General features: G+C 67.4%; 19 protein-coding genes. 13 read left to right on the top strand and 6 right to left on the bottom strand.

Translation table 11 applies throughout. The features are described from left to right. Window positions 1-2: 2 nt before the first annotated feature. The 3 genes from ACJ7IV_RS04870 to ACJ7IV_RS04860 form a co-directional block, all read right to left on the bottom strand. Entirely contained in the window at window positions 3-3182 is a 3180-nt protein-coding gene (locus tag ACJ7IV_RS04870; RefSeq protein WP_483866024.1) for an efflux RND transporter permease subunit, read from the bottom strand. Then, entirely contained in the window at window positions 3179-4450 is a 1272-nt protein-coding gene (locus ACJ7IV_RS04865; protein WP_282038189.1) for an efflux RND transporter periplasmic adaptor subunit, read from the bottom strand. Before ACJ7IV_RS04865 ends, ACJ7IV_RS04870 begins: the two co-directional genes overlap by 4 nt. Window positions 4451-4569: 119 nt before the next feature. Continuing rightward, window positions 4570-6006 carry a TolC family outer membrane protein gene (locus ACJ7IV_RS04860; protein ID WP_483866023.1) on the bottom strand — a complete coding sequence of 479 codons (1437 nt, stop codon included), beginning with the start codon at window positions 6004-6006 and terminating at the stop codon, window positions 4570-4572. A gap of 124 nt (window positions 6007-6130) precedes the next feature. On the opposite strand from ACJ7IV_RS04860, the gene ACJ7IV_RS04855 reads away from it, so the two are divergent. The 8 genes from ACJ7IV_RS04855 to ACJ7IV_RS04820 all read left to right on the top strand — a co-directional run bounded on the left by ACJ7IV_RS04855 (window position 6131) and on the right by ACJ7IV_RS04820 (window position 15492). After that, complete coding sequence (locus ACJ7IV_RS04855; protein WP_282038193.1) at window positions 6131-6973, top strand: alpha/beta fold hydrolase; 843 nt, start codon at window positions 6131-6133, stop codon at window positions 6971-6973. A 1-nt stretch (window position 6974) separates the two neighbouring features. Continuing rightward, complete coding sequence (locus ACJ7IV_RS04850; protein ID WP_483866022.1) at window positions 6975-8096, top strand: MlaE family ABC transporter permease; 1122 nt, start codon at window positions 6975-6977, stop codon at window positions 8094-8096. Between the two features lie 5 nt (window positions 8097-8101). Continuing rightward, a complete protein-coding gene (locus tag ACJ7IV_RS04845; protein ID WP_483866544.1) occupies window positions 8102-8884 on the top strand; it encodes an ABC transporter ATP-binding protein in 783 nt (260 codons plus the stop codon). A 2-nt stretch (window positions 8885-8886) separates the two neighbouring features. Then, the gene (locus tag ACJ7IV_RS04840) at window positions 8887-9825 is read left to right on the top strand and encodes an MlaD family protein (RefSeq protein WP_483866021.1); all 939 of its coding nucleotides are present in this window, start codon (window positions 8887-8889) and stop codon (window positions 9823-9825) included. 40 nt (window positions 9826-9865) lie between these two features. Then, window positions 9866-10477: an ABC-type transport auxiliary lipoprotein family protein gene (locus ACJ7IV_RS04835; RefSeq protein ID WP_483866020.1), complete on the top strand. Its 612-nt coding sequence runs from the start codon at window positions 9866-9868 to the stop codon at window positions 10475-10477. A gap of 140 nt (window positions 10478-10617) precedes the next feature. Next, window positions 10618-11649, top strand: coding sequence for an HlyD family secretion protein (locus ACJ7IV_RS04830; RefSeq protein ID WP_483866019.1), 1032 nt, complete (start codon window positions 10618-10620; stop codon window positions 11647-11649). Continuing rightward, entirely contained in the window at window positions 11646-14375 is a 2730-nt protein-coding gene (gene rbbA / locus ACJ7IV_RS04825) for a ribosome-associated ATPase/putative transporter RbbA (protein WP_483866018.1), read from the top strand. The genes ACJ7IV_RS04830 and rbbA overlap by 4 nt, the downstream gene beginning before the upstream one ends. A 1-nt stretch (window position 14376) precedes the next feature. Next, on the top strand, window positions 14377-15492 hold the full coding sequence (locus tag ACJ7IV_RS04820; protein WP_483866017.1) for an ABC transporter permease: 1116 nt from the start codon (window positions 14377-14379) through the stop codon (window positions 15490-15492). A 3-nt stretch (window positions 15493-15495) separates the two neighbouring features. Here ACJ7IV_RS04820 and ACJ7IV_RS04815 read toward each other — a convergent pair whose 3' ends face one another. Continuing rightward, on the bottom strand, window positions 15496-16338 hold the full coding sequence (locus tag ACJ7IV_RS04815; protein ID WP_483866016.1) for a fructosamine kinase family protein: 843 nt from the start codon (window positions 16336-16338) through the stop codon (window positions 15496-15498). A gap of 149 nt (window positions 16339-16487) precedes the next feature. Further along, the gene (locus tag ACJ7IV_RS04810) at window positions 16488-16994 is read right to left on the bottom strand and encodes a fasciclin domain-containing protein (RefSeq protein WP_483866015.1); all 507 of its coding nucleotides are present in this window, start codon (window positions 16992-16994) and stop codon (window positions 16488-16490) included. A gap of 226 nt (window positions 16995-17220) precedes the next feature. Here ACJ7IV_RS04810 and ACJ7IV_RS04805 point away from each other — a divergent pair, with 226 nt between their 5' ends. After that, on the top strand, window positions 17221-17535 hold the full coding sequence (locus ACJ7IV_RS04805) for an NGG1p interacting factor NIF3 (protein WP_483866014.1): 315 nt from the start codon (window positions 17221-17223) through the stop codon (window positions 17533-17535). A gap of 60 nt (window positions 17536-17595) precedes the next feature. On the opposite strand, the gene ACJ7IV_RS04800 is transcribed toward ACJ7IV_RS04805, so the two are convergent. After that, window positions 17596-18153: an NUDIX hydrolase gene (locus ACJ7IV_RS04800; RefSeq protein WP_483866013.1), complete on the bottom strand. Its 558-nt coding sequence runs from the start codon at window positions 18151-18153 to the stop codon at window positions 17596-17598. A gap of 78 nt (window positions 18154-18231) precedes the next feature. Between ACJ7IV_RS04800 and ACJ7IV_RS04795 the strand changes: the two genes are divergently transcribed. From ACJ7IV_RS04795 to ACJ7IV_RS04780, 4 genes are read left to right on the top strand one after another with little or no spacing between them, the layout of a single operon-like run. Further along, window positions 18232-18867, top strand: a complete 636-nt coding sequence (locus tag ACJ7IV_RS04795) for a CoA pyrophosphatase (protein WP_483866012.1) — start codon at window positions 18232-18234, stop codon at window positions 18865-18867. A 19-nt stretch (window positions 18868-18886) separates the two neighbouring features. Beyond that, on the top strand, window positions 18887-19555 hold the full coding sequence (locus ACJ7IV_RS04790) for a 2OG-Fe(II) oxygenase (protein ID WP_483866011.1): 669 nt from the start codon (window positions 18887-18889) through the stop codon (window positions 19553-19555). Next, window positions 19555-21120 (top strand): PAS domain-containing sensor histidine kinase, encoded by a 1566-nt coding sequence (locus ACJ7IV_RS04785; protein ID WP_483866010.1) that lies wholly within the window; start codon window positions 19555-19557, stop codon window positions 21118-21120. The genes ACJ7IV_RS04790 and ACJ7IV_RS04785 overlap by 1 nt, the downstream gene beginning before the upstream one ends. Continuing rightward, entirely contained in the window at window positions 21117-21764 is a 648-nt protein-coding gene (locus tag ACJ7IV_RS04780; protein ID WP_483866009.1) for a response regulator transcription factor, read from the top strand. Before ACJ7IV_RS04785 ends, ACJ7IV_RS04780 begins: the two co-directional genes overlap by 4 nt. Window positions 21765-21858 lie beyond the last annotated feature (94 nt).

Here is a 21858-nt window from a genome sequence, read left to right as displayed (position 1 = left end):
GGTCAGCCCTGTTCGGACGCCGTGGCCTCACGCTGCGTATCCTTGCCAAGCAGCTTGCGTCCCAGCCAGGCGGAAATCGAGGCGATCATGGCGTAGAAGCTGGGAATGAAGAAGCTGCCCAGCACGGCCACCGAGCCCATGCCCACCGCCACCGTGGTACCGATATGGTGGCTGCTGACGTCACTCGCCCCGCTGGCCAGGGCCAGTGGCAGGGTACCGAAGATAAAGGCCAGCGAGGTCATCACGATGGGCCGGAAGCGCAGCTCCGCCGCACTGATGGCCGCCTCGCGGATCGTCTTGCCCAGCTCCTTGCGCTGCAGCTCGGCGAACTCGACGATCAGGATGGCGTTCTTGGCCGCCAGGCCCACTACCACCAGCATGCCGATCTCCACATAGACGCTGGTATCCAACCCGCGCAGCACGATGCCACCGATGCCACCCAGGAAGGCGAAGGGCGTGGCGGTCAGTACCGCCAGCGGCAGCGACCAGCTCTCGTACTGGGCGGCGAGGATCAGGAACACCATCAGCAGGCCGAAAATGATCGCCAGACTGGCGGTGCTGCCCATCTGACTCTCCTGATAGGCGGTGCCGGTCCAGCCCATGCCCCAGTTGTTGCCGAGCTCCTTCGCGACGATCTCCTCCATGGCAGCGATCGCCTCGCCGGAGCTGTAGCCCGGTGCCGGGCCGCCCTGGAACTGGGCCCCCAGATAGACACCGAAGCGCGACACCACCGCCGGCTTGGCCTGGCGCTCCAGGGTCACGAACTCCGAAAGCGGAATGCGCTCGCCATTGCCTCCGCGCACATAGACCTTGCCCATGTCATCCGGCGTCTTGCGGAACTCGTCCTCGTTCTGCAGGTAGACCTGGAAGTTGCGGTTCTGGTAGCTGAAATAGTTGACGAAGCCATTGCCGAAGGTATTGGACAGAGTGGAGTTGAGCTGCTGCAGCGACACGCCATAGCTCAACGCCTTCTGCTGGTCGATCTCGGCGCGGTAACCCGGCACGTTGACATTGAAGGTGGTAAAGACGCGCTGCAGGACAGGATGCTCACCCGCCGCCTGCATCACCTTGAGCGAGGCCTGGAAGAGCTCCTGGGGAGTGGCACCCTCGAAGGACTGCAGGTAGCCGGTGAAACCGCCGGTGGTGGAGAGCCCCATGATCGGTGGCACGTTGAATGCCATGGCCGAGCCGCCGGGGACCTGTGCGCCTAGCTGCATGATCCTGCCCACCAGCTCATCGGCGGTCAGCTCACGCTCCTCCCAGGGCAGCATGTTGATGAACATGACACCGCGGGCGGAGTTGACCGCACTGGAGAGGATGTCATAGCCCGCCACGGCGGAGCTGTACTCGACCCCCTCGATCTCCTCGATTCGGGAGCTCAGCTCGTCCATATAGGCGCGAGTCCGGTCCAGCGAGGCAGAATCGGGCAACTGTATGCTGGCGAGCACCACGCCCTGGTCGGTCTCCGGCACAAGCGTCGAAGGGGTGGTCTGGTACAGCCACCAGGAACCGCCGATCACCAGGCCGGTAAGCAGCAGCGCCAGGCCCCAGAAGCGCACCAGCACCTTGACCACCCACATGTAGCCGGCGGTGATGCCGGCAAACAGGCTATCGAACAGACGCAGCGGGGTGTTCACGGCGCGCATCAGTTTCGACTCACCCAGCTGCGGCTTGTGCTTGATGAACACGGCCGACAGGGCCGGGGTGAAGGTCAGCGCCATCAGCGCCGAGAAGGCCACCGAGATCGCCACGGTCAGAGCGAACTGCTGGTAGATCTGTCCGGTGAAACCGCCCAGGAAGGCCACCGGCACGAATACCGCCGCCATGATCAGCGAGGTAGCGATGACTGGGCCACCGACCTCCTTCATGGCACGGATGGTGGCCTGGGTGACCGTGATCTCCTCGTCCTCGCTGAGCACCCGCTCGACGTTTTCCACCACCAGGATGGCGTCGTCCACCACGATGCCGATGGAGAGCACCAGGGCGAACAGCGTCAGCAGGTTGATCGAGAAGCCGAACATGTAGAAGCCGGCGAAGGTGGCCAGCACCGAGACCGGCACCACCGACATGGCAATCACCGTGAAGCGCCAGTTCTGCAGGAAGATGAACAGGATCACACCGACGATCAGGAACGCCTCGATGAATACCTTGGTCACGGTGTCGACGGAGGCGCCGATGAACAGGGTGGTGTCGTAGGGCACCACGTACTCGAGTCCCGGCGGGAAGCGCTCCTCCAGCTCGGCCATGGTGTCGTGGACCGTCTGGGCGGTCTCCAGGGCGTTGGCGCCGGGCTGCTGGTTGATGATGATCGGCGTCATGGTGGCGCCGTTGAGCTTGGCACCCACCCCGTAGAATGATGCGCCCAGCTCGATGCGCGCCACGTCCTGCAGACGCAGCGACGAGCCGTCGGGGTTGGTGCGCAGGAAGATCTCGCGGAAGTCGTCGACGTTGTTGAGACGACCACCGGCGGTGATGGTGTAGGTGAAGGCGCGTGGCTCGCTCTGGGGCGTACTGGCCAGGCTGCCCGCCGGCACTTCGGTGTTCTGGGAGCGTATCGCCGCCGCCACTTCGGTGGGTGTGAGGTCGTACTGGGCCAGCTTGTCGGGATCCATCCAGATGCGCATGGCGAACTCGCCGCCCCCCAGCACCTCGGCCTCACCCACGCCGGGAACCTGGCGCAGCTCGTCGAGGATGTTGAGGGTGGCATAGTTCTGCATGAAGACGTTGTCGTAGTCGCCTTCCGGAGAGATCAGCGCGACCAGCATCAGGATCGAGCTGGAGCGCAGTTCCACGGTCACGCCCTGGGACTGCACCTGCTCGGGCAGCTGCGACAGCGCCCCCTGCACCCGGTTATTGACGTTGATGGTGTTGATATCGCCATCGGTGCCGATATCGAAAGCCACGCTGAGGCTCATCATGCCGTTGTCGGCACTGGTCGAGGTCATGTAGAGCATGTCCTCGACGCCATTGATGGCCTCGGCCAGGGGGGCGGCCACCGTCTGGGCCACCGTCTCGGCGTCGGCACCGGGGAACTGGGCGGTCACCGAGACGGTGGGGGGCACCACGCTGGGATACTGCTCGATGGGCAGCACGCGCATGCTGGCCACCCCGACCACCGTCAGGATGATCGCCAGTACCGTGGCGAAGATCGGCCGCTTGATGAAGAAGTTGGAGAAGCTCATGAGGCGTCGTCCTCAGCGCCCTCCGCGGGTGCCCCCGACTCGGCCTCGGCCGCCGCTTCCACTTCCTGCTGCTCGGCCTGGCGCTCCTGCTCCTCGACCTCCCCGACGATCTCGCCGGCCTCGCCATCGAAGGGCTGCGGGTCGATGGTCACCCCCGGCTCGATGCCAGCCAGGTCACCGACCACCACGCGCTCGCCCTCCTCGACGCCGTCGCGCAGGATCTGCCAGGGTCCGGCCACCTCGCCCAGGCCGACCGGACGGGCACGGGCCACATTGTCCTCGTCGAGCACGAATACCTGGGGCCCCATCAGGCCCTGGCCGACGGCGATCTCGGGCACCGCCAGCACCTCGAAGCGCTTGAGTCCCTCGAGCCCGACACGCACGAACTGCCCGGGAAGCACACGCCCCTCGGGGTTGGTGAAGGTGGCACTGGCCTGAACGGTACTGGTGCCCTCCTCCACACGGGAGCCGAGGAAGTCCAGGCGCCCCTCGAGGCGCTCGCCGGCGTCGCCATCCAGGCCAGGCACCTGCAGAACCGCTCTGATCTCGGCGATATCTCCGCTGCCCGCCAGCTGGCGGCGCAGCTCGAAGGCATCGCGTTGGGGCAGCTGGAAGCGCACCTCCAGCGGGTCCAGCGGCGTGATGGTGGCAAGCTGGGTGCCGTTGCTCACCAGGTTGCCCACGTTGACCCGGGAGAGGCTGATCATTCCCGACACCGGCGCGGTGACCTCGGCGTAGTCGAGATCGATGCGCGCGCTGGCCAGGGCCGCCTCGGCCTGGGCTACCGCTGCGCGCGCCACGCCGAGCTCCGAGCGTGCCTGGTCATACTGCTGGCGACTCACCGAGTTCTGGCTGAGCAGGCGCTCGAAGCGGTTGGCATCGCGTTGGGCGCGCTCCAGCTCGGCACGGGCACTTTGCAGGTCGGCCTCACGCTGGTTGACCACCGCCTGGTAGACATCCGGCTCGATGGAGTAGAGCACCTGTCCCTCCTCCACCATCTCGCCGGGTTCGAAGTGGCGCTGCTCCAGGGTACCGGTGACGCGCGCCACCAGGGTGACCTCGTCGTCGCTGCGCAGCAGCGAGGGATAGGAGCGCTCCAGGGCAACATCCTGGCGGGACAGCTCGGCCACCTCCACCGGGTGCGGCGGCTTCTCCTGCCCGCCCTGCTGGGCCTGCGCAGGTGCCTCGTCCTGACCACAGGCGGCCAGGAACAGGCCGGCGACCAGGACGAGGAGGCCCGCCCGGCCGAATCGGAATGCAGTCTTCATGTGCGTGGGGTTCCCGTTATGACGTCAAGGTGGAACGAATCTTACATTCATTCTTGTATGGATGTAAACATTAGCCGCCTAAGTAAAGCCCAGACGGCCAATGCCCGCAATACCTGCCGCTAGGGCGTGGGGCGCTCGCCGATATCCATCACCGGGTCGCTCCCACCCTCGTCCGGTAGCTGAAAATCAACGCTGCCGCCATCGAGCCAGGCGTTGACCTCGGCCAGGGCCTCCTCGTCGAGGGTGCCGGCCTGCTGACGCAGCGTCAGCAGGTTGATCACGTAGTCGTAGCGGGCGCTGGCCAGTTCAGCGATGGCGTTGTAGAGGTTCTGCTCGGCGTTGAGCACATCGACGATATTGCGGGTGCCCACCTCGTAGCCGGCGCGGGTGGCATCCAGGGCGCTCTGGTTGGAGACTACCGCCTGGGCACGCGCCTCCACCGTGGAGACGTCGTTGGTCACCCGGGTATAGCTGGAGCGTACATCCTGGATGGTGCTGCGCCGCTGATCCTCGAAGTCGTACTGGGAGGACTCCAGCAGATAGGTGTTCTGACGCACCGAGGCGCTGGTGCGTCCGCCGGTATAGAGGGGCAGGCTGACCCCCACCCCAACCTGGCTACTCGAGTCATGTCCGTCGATGCCATCGGCATCGCTGTCCGAATAGTTGTAGTTGGCGAAGGCGTTGACCTGGGGGAGGCGCCCGGCGCGGGCGATCTCCACCGCACTGCGCGACACCTCGATGCCGGCCTGGCTGGCCAGTACCTGGGGGTTGTTCTGCATGGCCAGCTCCACCCAGGCACCGCGATCGGTCGGTGCGGGTGGGGCGATGGCAAGTTCCTCGCCCAGGGCGTCGATGCTCTCGTAGCGCTGCCCGGTAAGCCGCTCCAGGGCCTCGAAGCGCACCTGCAGGTCGCTCTCGGCGGCGATGCGGATCGCCCTGGCCTGGTCGAAGGCCGCCTTGGCCTCCTCCACCTCGGTGATGGCGATCAGGCCCACTTCGAACTGCTCACGGGCCTGCTCGAGCTGGCGGTTGATGGCGCGCTCCTGGGCACGGCGCGCCTCCAGCACCTCATGGGCACGCAGGATCTCGAAGTAGGCGCTCGACACGTTGATCAGCACGCCCTGCTCGGTGGCAGCCAGGCGATAGAGTTGCTGGTCGATCTCACGCTCGCTGCGCTCCACCTGGCGACTATCGATGGCATTGAACAGCGCCTGGGTGGCCTCGAGGGTGATTCCGAAGCGGTTGACGTTGTCATCTCCCTGCGGCTGCCCAGGGCTGGACTGTGCATCGTACTGGCGGTTATGGGTGAGGTTGCCGGAAGCACTGACCTGGGGCAGCAGGTCGGCCCTCTCCACGTCACGCCCCGCCTCGACGCCGCTGGTCTGGGAGCGCGCCGAGGCCAGCTCGGCGTTGTTCTGCAGGGCGTCCTGGGCGATGGTCAGCAGGTCCGCCGCCTGGGCAGGTGCCGCCAGGGCGGAAGCCACCATCATCGGCAGCAGGGCGCGGCGCAACACTCGTGCAGGGCGGGCACAAAGCGACGGGCAGGGTGACGTCATCGGCTCATCCTCGATCGATGGAAGGTTGATATACATACATTGTCGCATGTTCGTGGATCGATTCCACCTTATCATCGAGGATAAATATGGCATATCGTGGTAACCCCGGCGGCGGAGGCGCAGCATGCAGCACCTTGAATGGATCAGCGTAGACGATCTCGACGTCGGCGTGAGGGTCTGGCACCCCGCGGCCTCCCGCACCCTGGTGGCCTGGCACGGCCTGGCCCGTCACGGTGGTGATTTCGCGGCCCTCGCCCAACGCCTCGGCCCCGAGTGGCGGGTGCTGGCACCGGACACCCCGGGGCGTGGACTCTCGGCCTGGTCGACCCGCCCCGAACACGACTACACCTACGCCCGCTACGCCGAGATCGCCCGCGTCCTGCTCGACCACTTCGCCCTCGAGCGCGTAGCCTGGCTGGGCACCTCCATGGGCGGCCTGCTGGGCCTGCGCCTGGCCGCCGAGCCGGCCACCGCCTCGCGCATCGAGCGCCTGGTGCTCAACGATATCGGGCCCGAACTCGAGCCGGCCGGCCTGGCGGAGCTCGGCGACTATTTCTCGCGTCCCCATGAATTTCCGACCTTCCAGGGCCTCGCGGTGGAGCTGCGCCATCACTATGCCGGCTTCGGCATCGTCGATGACGACACCTGGCGTTGCCTGGCGCTGGAGAGCGCACGCCGCCTGCCCGACGGGCGCTGGAGTTTCCACTACGACCCTGACATCACCGTGCAGTTTGCCCACGATACCCCGCGGGACCTGTGGGCCGACTGGCACGCCCTGCGTTGCCCGGCGATGGTGATCCGCGGCGCCGACTCGCCCCTGCTCGCCGCCACCACGGTGGCGCGCATGGCCGAGACCCAGCCCGGACTCATCACCCTGGAGGCGGCCGGCTGCGGTCATGCCCCCTTCCTCGATCGCGACAGCCAGGTCGAGCCGCTGCGTCGCTTCCTCGCCGCCGAGGAGCCCTGAGTTGGCATCGCAACCCGGAGAGCTGCTCCTCGAGGCGGGCACCCCGCGCCCGCGTGGCGACTGGACCCTCGAGCACCACACCAACCTACGCCACCGCATCGATGAGGCTCGCCGAGCGGGAGCCGGAGCTCCCGAGTCGCTTGACGAGATCGCCGCCATCGATACCGCAGGTGCCGCCCTGCTTGCCGAGCTCACCGGTGCCGAGTATCTGGCTGGAATCGATGAGTGGGCCCCGGGACTGCCCGCCGAACGCCGAGCCCTGCTGCGAGCGGTGGGCGAGGCACTCACCCGCTGCGAGGCGCCGGCCGCGCCACGCCCCCATCTCCTGCGCGGCCCGCTGGCCGATATCGGACGCCGCATGGAAGGCATCGGCCGTCAGCAGACGCAGCTGCTCGGCTTTATCGGCCAGGTTCTCGCCAGCCTGGCCACCAGCCTCTGGCGGCCCAGGCGCTGGCGCCTCACCTCGGTGGTCGCCCAGGTCCACCAGACCGGCCTGGATGCCCTGCCCATCGTCGCCCTGCTCACCTTCCTGGTGGGGGCGGTGGTGGCGTTTCTCGGCGCCACGGTGCTGCGCGACTTCGGCGCCACCCTCTACACGGTCCACCTGGTGGCCTACGCCTTCCTGCGCGAGTTCGGCGTGATCCTGGCCGCTATCCTGCTGGCCGGGCGTACCGCCAGCGCCTTCACCGCCCAGCTCGGCGCCATGAAGGCCAACGAGGAACTCGACGCCCTGCGCACCCTGGGCCTCGACCCGGTGGAACTGCTGGTGCTGCCGCGGGTGGCGGCACTCTGCATCAGCCTGCCGATCCTCACCTTCGTGGGGATGCTCAGCGGCATCCTCGGCGGCGCCATGGTCTGCCTGGTGGCCCTGGACATCTCGGCGGCCCAGTTCCTGGCCATCCTCGAACGCGACATCGCCGTGCAGCACTTCCTGGTGGGCATCGGCAAGGCGCCGCTGTTCGCCTTCGTGGTCGCGGTGATCGGCTGCCTGGAGGGCTTCAAGGTCAGCGGCAGCGCCCAGTCGGTGGGCGAACACACCACCTCGAGCGTGGTGCAGTCGATCTTCATGGTGATCCTGCTCGATGCGGTGGCCGCGCTGTTCTGCATGGAGATGGGCTGGTGAGCGAGATGCCGCAACCACTGATTCGCGTGCGCGACCTGGAGAACCGCTTCGGCCGCCATGTCGTGCACCAGGGGCTGGACCTGGACCTCTACCCGGGTGAGATCCTCGGCGTGGTGGGCGGCTCCGGCACCGGCAAGTCGGTACTCTTGCGCAGCATCGTCGGCCTTCTGCGCCCCAGCGCCGGCAGCATCGAGGTGTTCGGCCAGGACCTGCAGCGCCTGGCCGCCGCAGAGCGCTCGCACCTAGAGCAGCGCTTCGGCGTGCTCTTCCAGCGCGGGGCACTGTTCACCTCGCTGACCCTGGCCGAGAACGTCGCCCTGCCGCTGATCGAGCATGCCGGCCTGCCCCGGCCCGAGGCCGAGGCGCTGGCACGGCTCAAGCTGGCCCTGGCCGGACTGCCGGGCCAGGCCGCCACCCAGTACCCGTCCGAGCTCTCCGGCGGCATGATCAAGCGCGCCGCCCTGGCCCGCGCCCTGACGCTGGACCCCGAGGTCCTGTTCCTGGATGAGCCCACCGCGGGCCTGGACCCGATCGGGGCGGCCGCCTTCGACCAGTTGCTGCTGACCCTGCGTGACGCCCTGGGGCTGAGCGTGTTCCTGGTCACCCACGACCTGGATACGCTCTACACGGCCTGCGACCGGGTAGCGGTGCTGGCCCACGGGCACGTGCTGGTGGCCGACCGCCTCGAGAGCGTGGCGGCCACCGATGATGACTGGATTCGCGACTACTTTCACGGCCCACGTGGCCGCGCGGCCGAAGGCGCCGCTCGCACCGCCAAGGAGAGTTGACCATGGAGCCCCGCGCCCACCACGTGCTGATCGGCCTGTTCACCGTGCTCGCCCTGGGTGGCGCCCTGCTGTTCGCGTTATGGATGGGCAAGTCGAGTCTCGACCGCAATGACACCTGGTACGAGGTGGTCTTCGACCGGGCGGTCAGCGGCCTGGCCGAGGGCAACGCCGTGCAGTACAGCGGCATCGAGGTGGGCAACGTGGCCGAACTGCACCTCGACCCCAAGGATCCACGCCGGGTGCGCGCGCTGATCCGTATCGATGCCAGCGTGCCGATCAAGGCCGATACCCGCGCCAGCCTGGCACTCGCCAATATCACCGGCAGCATGAACATCCAGCTCTATGGCGGCACCCCGGAGAGCGAGCGCCTGGTGGGCAATCGCGAGAACCCACCGGTGATCCGGGCCCGCCCCTCACCACTGAGCTCGCTGCTCAGCAACAGCGAACAGCTGATGATCCGCTTCAATCGCCTGCTCGATGGCGCCAGCGAGCTGCTCTCCGATGACAACGTCGCGCACCTGTCGCGGAGCCTGGCCAACCTGGAGCAGGCCACCGCCCGCCTCTCCGGCGACGAGCTCGACCTTGCGGCCCTCGGCGAGCGCGTTGAAGCCACCCTGATCCAGGCCGAGGCGACGCTTGCGACCTACGCCCGACTTGGCGAGCGTGCCGACCGGCTTCTCGACGAGGAGGGCCGGCGCACCCTGAGCCGCGCCGAGCGCGCCATGGCCTCCCTGGAAGAGGGTGCCGGCCGGCTGGCCCGCCTGACCGCCGACCACGAACAGGAGATCGCCCGCGGACTGCAGGGCATCGGCGAGCTCGATCCTGCCATGCGGGAACTGCACGCCGCGCTGCGCGCCCTCAACCGCCTGGTGCGGCGCCTCGAGGATAGCCCCGCCGACACCCTGCTGGGCCGCGACCCGCTGCCCCAGTACGACCCTTGAAAGTACACCCCTTGAACGTACACACATGAGAGGCCAGCCCATGAGCCCACGCCACCTTGCCCCCACGCTGCTGGCCCTGCTGCTGGTGCTTGCGGCCGGCTGCACGATCCTGCCCGAGCGCGAGCCCCAGCGGCTGTTCGCGCTGCCCGGGGGTACCGATATCGATGCCTCGGGCCCGGCCACAAGCGCTACCCTGCGCATCGATTCGCTGACCGCCAGCGCGCCTCACGGCGGCAACCGGCTGCTGGTGATGCCTGCCCCGGACGAATACGAGGCCTGGGCCGGCGTGCGCTGGCGGGACGATGCCCCGCGACTCCTTCAGGAGCGGCTGCTCGAGGCCTTTCGTCATGCGGGACGCCTGAATGGCGTCATCGACGATAACAGCAACGCACGCAGCGACGCGGTCCTGAGCGGCCATCTTGCCGCCTTTCACCTGCGCCTCGATGGCGATGCTCGCCGGGCCGTGGTTCGCCTGGACGCCCAGCTGATCGACGAATCCAGTCGCAAGCTGCTGGCCAGCCGCCGCTTCGAGACCATGGCCGAGGCCAGCGACGCCACGCCCGAGGCGGCGGTGATGGCCTTCGGTGTGGCAAGCGATGAGCTCGTCGAAGTTCTGACAGGCTGGGCGATAGAGGTTCTGGATGACCAGTAGATCATCAAGATGCCACAGCTCCTTGATATAGCTCACGACACCTCCGGCGGATAACGTGCATCATCAAGGGAGTTTCAGGAATGGGGAGAATCGGCATGGGCAAACGCGTTACCGGGCGCTTGCTGAAGGCGGTCCTTGTCATGGCAGCGCTTGCCTTGCTGGCAGGGGTAGCCTGGTGGGCCCTGCAGCCGGAAACCGAGCATCCGGGCCTGACATCGGGAAATGGCCGAATTGAAGCCACCGAGATCGATGTTGCCACGCGGCTTCCCGGTCGCCTTGCCGAGGTACTGGTCGACGAAGGCGAGATCGTCGAGACCGGCCAAGCAGTTGCCCGCATGGATACCGCGACCCTGGAGGCCGAACTCGCCCAGGCCCGGGCCCAGCGGCGCCGCGCCGAGAATGCCCTGGAAACGGCCCGGGCCATGGTGGCACTCCGCGAGAGCGAGCTGAGCGCCGCCCAGGCGGTGGTCAGCCAGCGCCAGGCCGAGCTCGAGGCGGCACGCAAGCGCTACGAGCGCGCCACCAGCCTGGTGGAGCGTAATGCCATCTCGCGACAGCAGTTCGATGACACCCTGGCCGCCTGGCAGAGCCAGCAGGCGGGCCTGGCCTCGGCGAATGCCCAGGTGCTCTCCGCCCGTGCCGCCATCCGCGCCACCGAGTCCCAGGTGATAGAAGCCCAGTCCCAGGTCGAGGCCAGTGAAGCGACCCTGACGCGTATCCAGGCCGACCTGGATGACAGCGTGCTGACGGCAGACCGCCTGGCCCGCGTGCAGTACCGGATCACCGAGCCCGGCGAGGTACTGGGGACCGGGGGCAAGGTGCTCAACCTGGTCGATCTCACCAACGTCTACATGACCTTCTTCCTGCCCACCCGAGAGGCGGGCCGGGTGGCCATCGGCGACGAGGCCCGCCTGGTGCTGGACGCCGCGCCGGAATACGTGATCCCCGCGCATGTCAGCTATGTGGCCAGCGTCGCCCAGTTCACCCCCAAGAGCGTGGAGACCGAGAGCGAGCGTGAGAAGCTGATGTTTCGCGTGCGCGCCAGGATCGATCCCGAGCTGTTGCGCCGTCATATCGAACAGGTCAAGACCGGGCTGCCGGGCCTGGCCTACCTGAAGCTCGACGACGCAGCCAACTGGCCCGACACCCTCGAGATCCGAGTCACGCCATGAGTCCGCAGCAGGCAGCTCAGGTGGCCAGCATCGCGGGGGTAACCCAGCGCTACGGCGAAACCCTCGCCCTGGACAATATCAGCATGGACCTTCCGGCCGGCCAGATGGTCGGCTTGATCGGCCCCGACGGGGTAGGCAAGTCCAGCCTGCTGGCGCTGCTCGCCGGGGCTCGACGCCTGCAGCAGGGTCGAATCGTGGTACTGGGCGGTGACATGCGCGATGCCCACCACCGGCGCCTTACCTGCCCGCGCATCGCCTATATGCCCCAGGGACTGGGCCGGAACCTCTACCCCACCCTATCGGTACGCGAGAATCTCGAGTTCTTCGGCAGGCTGTTCGGTCAGGATGGCGTCGAACGGGATCGGCGTATCGCGGCGCTGACCCGCGCCACGGGGCTGGCTTCCTTTACCGAGCGTCCGGCGGCCAAGCTCTCCGGCGGCATGAAACAGAAGCTGGGGCTGTGCTGTGCGCTGATCCACGACCCTGACCTGTTGATCCTCGACGAACCCACCACCGGTGTCGACCCGCTATCACGCAGTCAGTTCTGGGCGCTGATCGCGGGCATCCGCAGAGCGCGCCCGGAGATGAGCGTGATCGTTGCCACCGCCTATATGGATGAGGCCCAGCACTTCGATCACCTGGTCGCCATGGATGCCGGCCGCCCCCTGGCCAGCGGGTCGCCTGCAGAATTACTGGAACGCACCGGGACGCACGATCTGGAGAACGCCTTCATCGGCTTGCTGCCCGAGGCGAGGCGCCGCCAGCATCACCCCGTCAGCATCCCGCAACGCACCGCCTGCGACAGCATCGCCATCGCGGCCCGCGGGCTGACCAAGCGCTTCGGCCACTTCACCGCCGTTGACAGCGTGGACTTCCGCATCGCCCGTGGCGAGATCTTCGGTTTCCTAGGCTCCAACGGCTGCGGCAAGAGCACCACCATGAAGATGCTCACCGGCCTGCTGCCGGCAAGCGAAGGCGAGGCCGAGCTGTTCGGCCAGCGGGTCGATCCCCGGGATCTGGCGATCCGACGCCGGGTGGGCTACATGTCCCAGGCATTCTCCCTGTATGGCGAGCTCAGTGTGCGCCAGAACCTCGCTCTGCACGCGCGGCTCTTCCATCTGCCCCAGGCCGGACACGAGGCGCGTATCGAGGAGATGCTCGAGCGCTTCGCATTGACAGCGGTTGCCGACAGCCTGTCGGGTGGGCTGCCGCTGGGCATTCGGCAGCGGCTCGCCCTGGCCGTGGCCGTGCTGCACCGCCCCGAGATGCTGATCCTCGACGAGCCCACCTCCGGGGTCGATCCGGTGGCCCGGGATGCCTTCTGGCGCGAACTGGTCAGGCTCTCGCGGGAAGAGGGCGTGACCATCTTTATCTCCACCCACTTCATGAACGAGGCCCAGCGCTGCGATCGGATCTCACTGATGCACGCGGGACGTGTACTGGCCTGTGACACTCCCGAGGCGCTACGCAAGGAACGCGGCACCGACACTCTCGAAGAGGCCTTTATCGCCTGGCTTGAGGAGGCCTCCGACGATCCCCCCGCCGACCTGCAGGCCACGCCCCGTGCAACCGGGTCGACCGCCCCCCAGCGCGATCCGCCGGTCTTCAGTCTCAAGCGTCTGATGAGCTACGCCCGGCGGGAGAGCATGGAGCTGCGCCGCGACCCACTGCGCGGCATCCTGGCCCTGTTCGGCAGCGTACTGCTGATGTTCATCATCGGCTACGGCATCAGCCTGGATGTCGAGAACCTCGACTATGCGGTCCTCGACCACGACCAGACCACCACCAGCCAGGCCTATGCCCTCAACCTGGCCGGTTCGCGCTACTTCACCGAACGCCCGGCATTGACCAGCCAGGCCGAGATGGAGGCACGAATGCGCAGTGGCGATATCAGCCTGGCGGTGGAGATCCCACCCAGCTTCGGTCGTGACCTCAAGCGCGGCGCGGTTCCCGAGATTGCCTTCTGGATCGACGGTGCCATGCCCACCCGAGCCGATACCATCAAGGGCTACGCCTTGGGCCTGCATGCCCACTTCCTGAAGACCCTGGCTCGCGAGTCGGGAGCTCCCGTGGCAACCCCGGGTGTGGAGATCGCCCTTCGCTACCGCTACAACCCCGACGTGGAGAGCCTGCCCGCCATGGTGCCGGCGGTGATTCCACTGCTGCTGATGATGATTCCGGCCATGCTCACCGCGCTCGGCGTGGTGCGCGAAAAGGAGATGGGATCGATCACCAATTTCTATGTCACGCCGGTCACCCGTACCGAGTTCTTGCTCGGCAAGCAGCTGCCCTACGTGGCCATGGGCATGGTCAACTTCGTCACCCTGGTGGCACTTTCGATATGGGTCTTCAAGGTCCCCATCAGCGGCAGCCTGGCAACCCTTGGCCTGGCCGCCCTGCTCTATCTGCTGTGTGCCACCGGCCTGGGGTTGCTGATCTCATCGCTGCTGCGCAGCCAGATCGCTGCCATCTTCGGCACCGCGGTTCTCACCCTGATCCCAGCGGTGCAATTCTCGGGAATGCTCCACCCGGTCTCGGCCATGGAGGGCATCAGTGCCCTGATCGGCCAGGCCTACCCCACCACGCACTTCCTGATCATCACGCGGGGAGTATTCTCCAAGGCCCTGGGCTTCACCGAGCTGTGGCCCTACTTCGTGCCGCTGCTGGTGGCGATTCCGCTACTGACGCTGGCCAGCGTGGCCGGCCTGCGCGACCAGGAGAAATAAGATGCCATCACTGGGCAATATCCTGCAGCTGGGGATCAAGGAGCTGCGCAGCCTGGCCCGGGACCCGGCGATGGTACTTCTGATCCTCTATGCCTTCAGCCTGAGTATCCATACCAGCGCCACGGCCATGCCCGAGTCGCCGCATCGCGCCACCGTCGGGGTGGTGAACGAAGACGCCTCGGCCCTCTCCTGGCGGCTGATCGACGCCCTGCAAATGCCCTACTTCCTACCCCCCGAATCAATTACCCGGGAACAGATGGACACTGGCATGGATAGTGGTCGCTTTACCTTCACCCTGGACATCCCCCCCGACTTCCAGCGCGATCTGCTCGGTGGACGCGGTGCCGCAATCCAGCTCAACGTCGACGCCACCCAGATCTCCCAGGCCTTTACCGGCGCCGGCCATATCCAGCAGATCATGAACGCCGAGGTGGCCGAGTTCCTGGCCCGCCACCGCGCCGAACCGGTCATGCCGGTGGAGGCGGTGATACGCACCGCCTACAACCCCAATCTGGATCGTGCCTGGTTCGGTGCGATCAACTCGGTGATCGACCAGATCACCATGCTGTCGATCATCCTCACCGGGGCCGCGCTGATCCGCGAACGCGAACACGGCACCATCGAGCACCTGCTGGTGATGCCGGTCACGCCACTGGAGATCATGCTGGCCAAGGTATGGTCCATGACCGCTGTAGTGCTGGTCGCCTCGGCGCTGGCCCTGCGCCTGGTAGTCCAGGGCTGGCTGGAGGTACCGGTGCGAGGTTCGGTGGAACTGTTCCTGCTCGGCGCCGCTCTGCACCTTTTCGCCACCACCTCCATGGGCATCCTGTTCGGCACCCTGGCCCGATCGATGCCTCAGCTGGGCCTGCTGATCATCCTGGTGCTTATCCCACTGCAGATCCTCTCCGGTGGCATGACACCTCGCGAGAGCATGCCCGAGTTGGTGCAGCAGATCATGCTCGCTGCCCCCACCACCCACTTCATCCAACTGGCCCAGGCGGTGCTGTTCCGCGGCGCCGGAGTCGCGGTTATCTGGCCCCAACTGCTGGCCCTGGCCGCCATCGGTGCCGGCTTCTTCGTGATTGCCCTGTCACGCCTGCGTCGCTCGCTGCAGTAACATTCAAGATATGCCGGCCTCCAGCCGCGCTACCGCACGTTCCACGGCTCCACGGTAGCCACCGCCGAACAGCAACAGATGATTGAGCAGCGGGTAGAGCTGGAACAGCGTCTCGCGGCGAGGCCACTCCACTGGCGGCTCGCCATCCCAGTAGGCCTCGAGGAAGGCCTCGCCCGGCGCACCGAACAGGGTCAGCATCGCCAGGTCCACCTCCGGATAGTGGCGATAGACCGCCGGGTCGATCAGCGCAGGCCCCGACGTCGTGAAGAGCACGTTGCCCGACCACAGGTCACCATGCACCAGGCTCGCGGGGGCGTCAGGCAGCCATGCCTCCAGACCGTGGGCGATGGCCTCCACCCGGGCGCGCAATCGATGATCGAGTAGACCCTGCGCATGGCACGCCTCGGCCAGCGGCAGCAGCCGTCGCTCGCGCTGGAAGGCACGGCCATCGGAGAGCGGCGCATTGGGCTGGGGAGTCCGCCCGCAGGCGTTGTCGCAAGGCCAGCCATGGGGCTCGCCGGTAGCCTCATGCAACCGTCGCAATCCCTCGCCCAGGGCCACCGGATCACGGCGACCGGGTGCCACCTCAAGCGCCTCCATCACCAGCCAGCCATCGCCTTCGGCCAGCACCTCGGGCACCACCAGTCCCGAGCCTGCCGCCGCCAGGGCACGCAGCCCATCGGCCTCACCCGCCAGGCGCTCGGCGTCGTCGCGCTTGACCACCACCTCGCCACGGCCGGTGGCCAGGCGATAGACCGCGGCGATATCGCCACCCGAGAGCGGCTCGAGCTCACCTCTCGGCGTCAGCCCGACTGCGGCCAGGCAGCTCTGCAGACTCGACTCCATGCGTTTCCTCCCACTGTGGCCAGAAGCATCAGGCTTGCCGGCGCAGCGACGGCCGTCAAGGGGGCACCCGGCACAAAAAAGCCGCCCGGGGCGGGGCGGCAAGCAGGGACAGAGCATGGACTAGCGGATCAGCGGTATCCCGCTGGAACTCACTCCGGCATCAGCACGCTGTCGATCACGTGGATGACACCGTTGCTGGTCTCGATATCGGCCTGGATGACGGTGGCGTCATCGATCATCACGCTGCCATCCATGGTGGTGATGGTCAGGTCCTGACCCTGGACGGTGGTGGCGCTGTCGGCGTCCATGGCGTCCTCGGCCATGATCTTGCCGGACACCACGTGGTAGGTGAGGATCGACTGAAGCTGGTCGCGATTCTCCTCCTCCAACAGCGACTCCACCGTGCCCTCGGGCAGGGCGGCGAAGGCCTCGTCGGTGGGGGCGAATACGGTGAAGGGCCCCTCGCCCTTGAGGGTCTCGACCAGGCCGGCGGCCTGCACCGCGGCCACCAGGGTCTCGAACTGGCCGGCTTCCACGGCGGTATCGACGATATCCTTCTTCATTCCGTGATGGTCGGCCTGGGCGGCGGCGGAAAGCAGCACGCCTGCGGCAGCGGCGGTCATCCAGCCAACGGTCTTCATCTTCTTGTGGATCATGGTCTCACCTCGTTCACGGTGGCCCCGGCAAAGGGCCTGGTGTGGTCAGGGGAACGACCCGGCGGCGACTGCCGCATAGCTGTACAGGTCAACATATTTGTACATTTGTTGAACAATAAGTTCACCCCTGTCGCAGAATTTTTTTGCGACGGCAGGCGAAGGGCTGACGAGGCGGCCCGGGGTATGGCACAAGAGAGTGGACGACAGACAGTCGAGGAGAGCGATCATGTACAAGCTGGCCTTCTTCGTCCCCGTGGAGGACGCCGAGGCGGTAAAGGAGGCGGTATTCGCCACCGGCGCCGGGCGCATCGGTGACTACGAGGCGTGCTGTTTCCAGACCCGGGGCACCGGGCAGTTCCGGCCGCTAGAGGGCGCCGACCCGCACATCGGGCGGGTCGGTGAGCTGGAGCGGGTGGAGGAGCTCAAGGTAGAGCTGGTGTGCGAGGATTCCCTGATCCGCGAGGCAATCGCGGCGCTGAAGCGGGCCCACCCCTACGAGGAGCCGGCCTTCGACGCCTGGCGGCTGGAGCTGTTCGAATGAGGGTAGCCTGACCCTGGCGCCGTCACGCCGAGCCCATGAGCGGGTCAGGCGGAACCCCAGTCAGGCGGAACCAAAGTAGCGTTCCCGATCCTCAGCGGTGATGTCGCTGATATGCAGCGGAAAGTCGCCTTCCAGGCGGTCGCGGTAGAAGTACCGCAAGGTGCGCTCGATGGTCGGGAAGGCGAGTTCGTCCCAGGGAATCTCATGCTCCTCGAAGAGCGCCACCTCGAGGCTCTCTGGCCCGGCGTCGAAGCCGCCGACCAGGTCGGCCCGGAACATCATGTAGACCTGGTTGATATGCGGCAGGTTGATCAGTGTGTAGAGGCCATGCACGGTCACCTCGGCGCAGGCCTCCTCGAGGGTCTCCCGGGCGGCCGCCTCGACGGTAGTCTCGGCATTCTCCATGTAGCCTGCCGGCAGGGTCCAGTAGCCCTTGCGCGGGGCGATGGCGCGGCGACACAACAGCACCCGGCTGCCACTCACCGGCAGCGTGCCGGCGACGATCCGCGGGTTCTGGTAGTGGATGGTGCCGCACTCGTCACACAGGTAGCGGGGGCGGTCATCCCCTCGGGGGATCGCGAAACGCACGGTATGGCCACAGTGGCTGCAGAAGTTCATGGGGCTCCCAGGCAGGCGGGCGGGCTTGACGCCGCGGAAGGCAGCCGGGTAGAAGATAGCAAACCCGACGGAAACTCCATGTTAGAGAAACTTCGTGAACGCCTGCAAGCGCACCGCCCGAGCCGCCTGACCCTGCGTCTGGCCGAGGCGGCAGTGCTGATGCCCATCGTCGACCGCCCCGAGCCGACCCTGCTGTTCACCCGCCGCGCCGCTCACCTCAATACCCACAGCGGCCAGGTGGCCTTTCCCGGTGGCAAGCGCGAGGCCCACGATCCCGACCTGCTGACCACCGCCCTGCGCGAGTCCGAGGAGGAGATCGCCCTGCCCCCCCAGCGCGTGGAGCTGCTCGGCCGGCTATCGGAGGTGGTCTCGCTGCATGGCCTGAGAGTCACTCCCTTCGTGGGGCTTATTCCGCCCGACCTGCCACTGGTCGCCGACCCCACCGAGCTGGACATCATCTTCGAGGTGCCGCTGGTACTGTTCCTGGAGGATCGCCGCCACCATACCGACGTCATCCCGGTGGACGGCCGCCCCTGGTATGTGCCCAACTACCACGTCGACGGCCAGGTGATCTGGGGGCTCTCGGCGATGATGCTGGTGGAACTGCTGGCCGAGGGCTTCGGCCAGCCGATCGACCTGCATCGCGAACCTCCGGGGCCGCTGTGCTATTTTCCCGATCGCCTGCTGCGCATCCAGCAGCACGCCACCACCTGAGCCGCGGACCCGACGCCGAATGCAGATTGCCACGCCGAATGCCCCTCCCGTGCTGTCCCCAGCGACCCTGCCCCACCTGATCAACGCCCTGGTGGAACAGGGCTGGTACCTGGGCGAAGGGGTACTCGATGCCGGAGTCTGCGCCGCCCTGCATGCCGAGCTATGCGAGCGCGCCGAGCGCGATGCCCTGGCCGCGGCCGGTATCGGCCGCGGCAACGAGCACGCCCTGCGGCGCGACATCCGCGGCGACGCCATCCACTGGCTCGACCGCGAGAGTCAGGCCCAGCGGCGCTACCTGGCCGCCATGGGCGAACTGCAGCATTCGCTCAACCAGGCGCTGTTCCTGGGGCTCTTCGAGTACGAGGCGCACTTCGCCCACTATCCGCCCGGGGCCTTCTATCGCAAGCATCTCGACAGCTTCCGTGGCCGCGCCAACCGAGTGATCTCCACGGTGGGCTACCTCAATCCCGACTGGCCCAAGGACGGCGGCGGCGAGATGCTGATATTCGCTGCCGACGACCCCGAGCGCGAGGTGGCTCGAGTCCGGCCGGCGGCCGGCAACTTCGCCTGCTTCCTCTCCGAGACGGTACCCCACGAGGTGCTCCCCACCCGCCTGCCCCGCGCCAGCATCGCCGGCTGGTTCCGGCGCAATGCCTCGCTGGGCGGCCTGGTCGACCCGGCGCGCTGATGACCAGGCAAGGCGACAGCACCACCCGCCTGGCCGACCTGGAGGCGCGTTGTGCCGAGCTGGAGGAGCACAACCGCGCCCTCGCGGCGCAGCGCGACCACTACCAGTGGCTGGCCGAGAGCAGCACCGACCTGATCTCGCGCCATGCCCGGGATGGCACCTTCCTGTACGCCTCCCGCGCCGCCCGCGACCTGCTCGGCTATGAGCCGGAGGAGCTGGTCGGGGTCTCCGCCTACGACCTCTTCCACCCCGCCGACCTGGCCGACCTGCTCAACAAGTCGCCGCGGGTCTACTACCACGACGGCTTCTACCAGCAGACCTACCGCTTCCGCGCCCGGGACGGCCACTACGTCTGGTTCGAGACCACCAGCCGCACCCGGCGCGACCCGCAGAGCGGCGAGCTGCTCGATATCCTCTGCGTCTCCCGGGACGTGGGCCGTCGCATCCACGCCGAGGCCAACCGCGAACGCCTGGCGCGGGTGGTGGAGTCGACCACCGAGTTCGTGCTGTTCATGGATGACGATGAGCGGCTCTTCTACGCCAACCAGGCCGCACGCCATCTCCTGCAGCTGCCGCGCACGGGCGGTACCGTGCACCTGTCCGATGCCTATGTCGAGGGCTCGCTGACCGACCTGCGCGATATCGTGTTGCCCGCCGTGGCCCGCTACGGCTCCTGGAGCGGGGAGCTGGAGATGCGCGGCCCCGAGGGGCCGGTGCCGGTACTCAGCGTGGTCATGGCGCACTCGGGCCCCGGCTCCGAGCCTGGCCATGTGTCGTTGCTCAATCGCGATATCCGCCTGCGCCAGGCCGCCGAGGAGCAGGCGCGCCAGCATCAGGCGCAGATCGCCCATGCCAATCGGCTGGCGACCACCGGCGAGCTGGCCTCCAATATCGCCCACGAGCTCAACCAGCCACTGGGCACCATCGCCAACTACGCCAGCGGCGCCCTGCTCAAGCTCGATGCAGGCCAGCCCGCCGAGGCATTGCGCCTGCCTCTCGAGCGGATCCAGGCACAGGTAGAGCGCCTCGCGGAGCGCCTGCGCCATATCCGCAGTTTCGTGCGCAAGGGACAGGTCCGGTCGCGCCCCGTGACGCTGGCCGAGGTGGTGGACGCCGCCTGCCGGCTCTGTGAATGGCAGTACCAGCAGGCCCGGGTCGACCTCGAACTGGTCCTCGCGGACCCGTTGCCACGGGCGGTCGCCGACCCGGTGGCGCTGGAACAGGTACTGGTCAACCTGCTGCTCAACGCCCTGGAGGCGAGTCGCGAGCAGCCCCGCGCCGGGCGGGTCGAGATCAGGGCCTGGCGCAGTGGGCGTCGCGAGGTGACCCTGACGGTCAACGACCGGGGCCCCGGGGTACCGGTCGACCAGGCAGAGAGCATCTTCGCCCCCTTCCACTCGGGCCGGGCCGAGGGCCTGGGCATGGGCCTGGCCATCAGCCGCTCTCTGATGGAGGCCATGGGCGGCAACCTGCGCCTGCTCTCGCCGGATGGTTCCGGCGGCGCCACCTTTGCCGCTACACTGCTCGCCGAACCCTCCCACGCCGACGCCATGACGCGCCCATGACCGACACAGCTCCACCCTGCATCGCCATCGTCGACGACGATGAGGCCCTGCGTGACTCCCTGGCCTGGCTGCTGGATTCCGTGGGCATCGCCAGCCGCCCCTTCCCCGACGGTGAGGCCTTCCTGGCCGCCGATCCTACAGGCTTCGACACGGTGCTGCTGGACGTGCGCATGCCCGGCCTCTCGGGCCTCCAGGTGCAGCAGCGCCTCGCCGAGCGGGAGAACACCCCGCCGGTCATCTTCATGACCGGCCACGGCGACGTGCCCATGGCCGTCGCCGCCCTCAAGGCCGGGGCCCGCGACTTCCTCGAGAAGCCCTTCAACCACCAGCAGCTGATCGATACCGTGCAGCAGGCTCTGCTGACCCACCAGCAGGCGCGCCAGGCCCTCTCCCGCCTGGAAGCACTGCGTGAACGCTATGCGGCGCTGCGCCCCAAGGAGCGCCAGATCCTGGTCCACGTGGCCCGGGGCCTGACCAGCCGCGAGGTGGCCGACCATCTCGGGATCAGCCCCAAGACGGTGGAGGTCTACCGGCTGCGCGCCATGAAGGCGCTGGGCGCCGCCAACCTGGCCGAGCTGGTGCGCCTGTGCGTGGCGCTGGGCCTGGTGGAAGCGCTGCCGCAACATCCCGCCGACAGCGACTGATCCATCCGTGATTCGTGACAGGCAGCCCTTGACCATGAGGCAACCCATAGGTTCTGACACTCCCCGCCCGCCGCGCTTCGCGCTTTGGGCGAGG

The organism is Halomonas sp. C10-5 (assembly GCF_057169305.1).
Note: the sequence above shows the minus strand (reverse complement) of the source record. Positions and strands in the feature narration are given on the sequence as shown.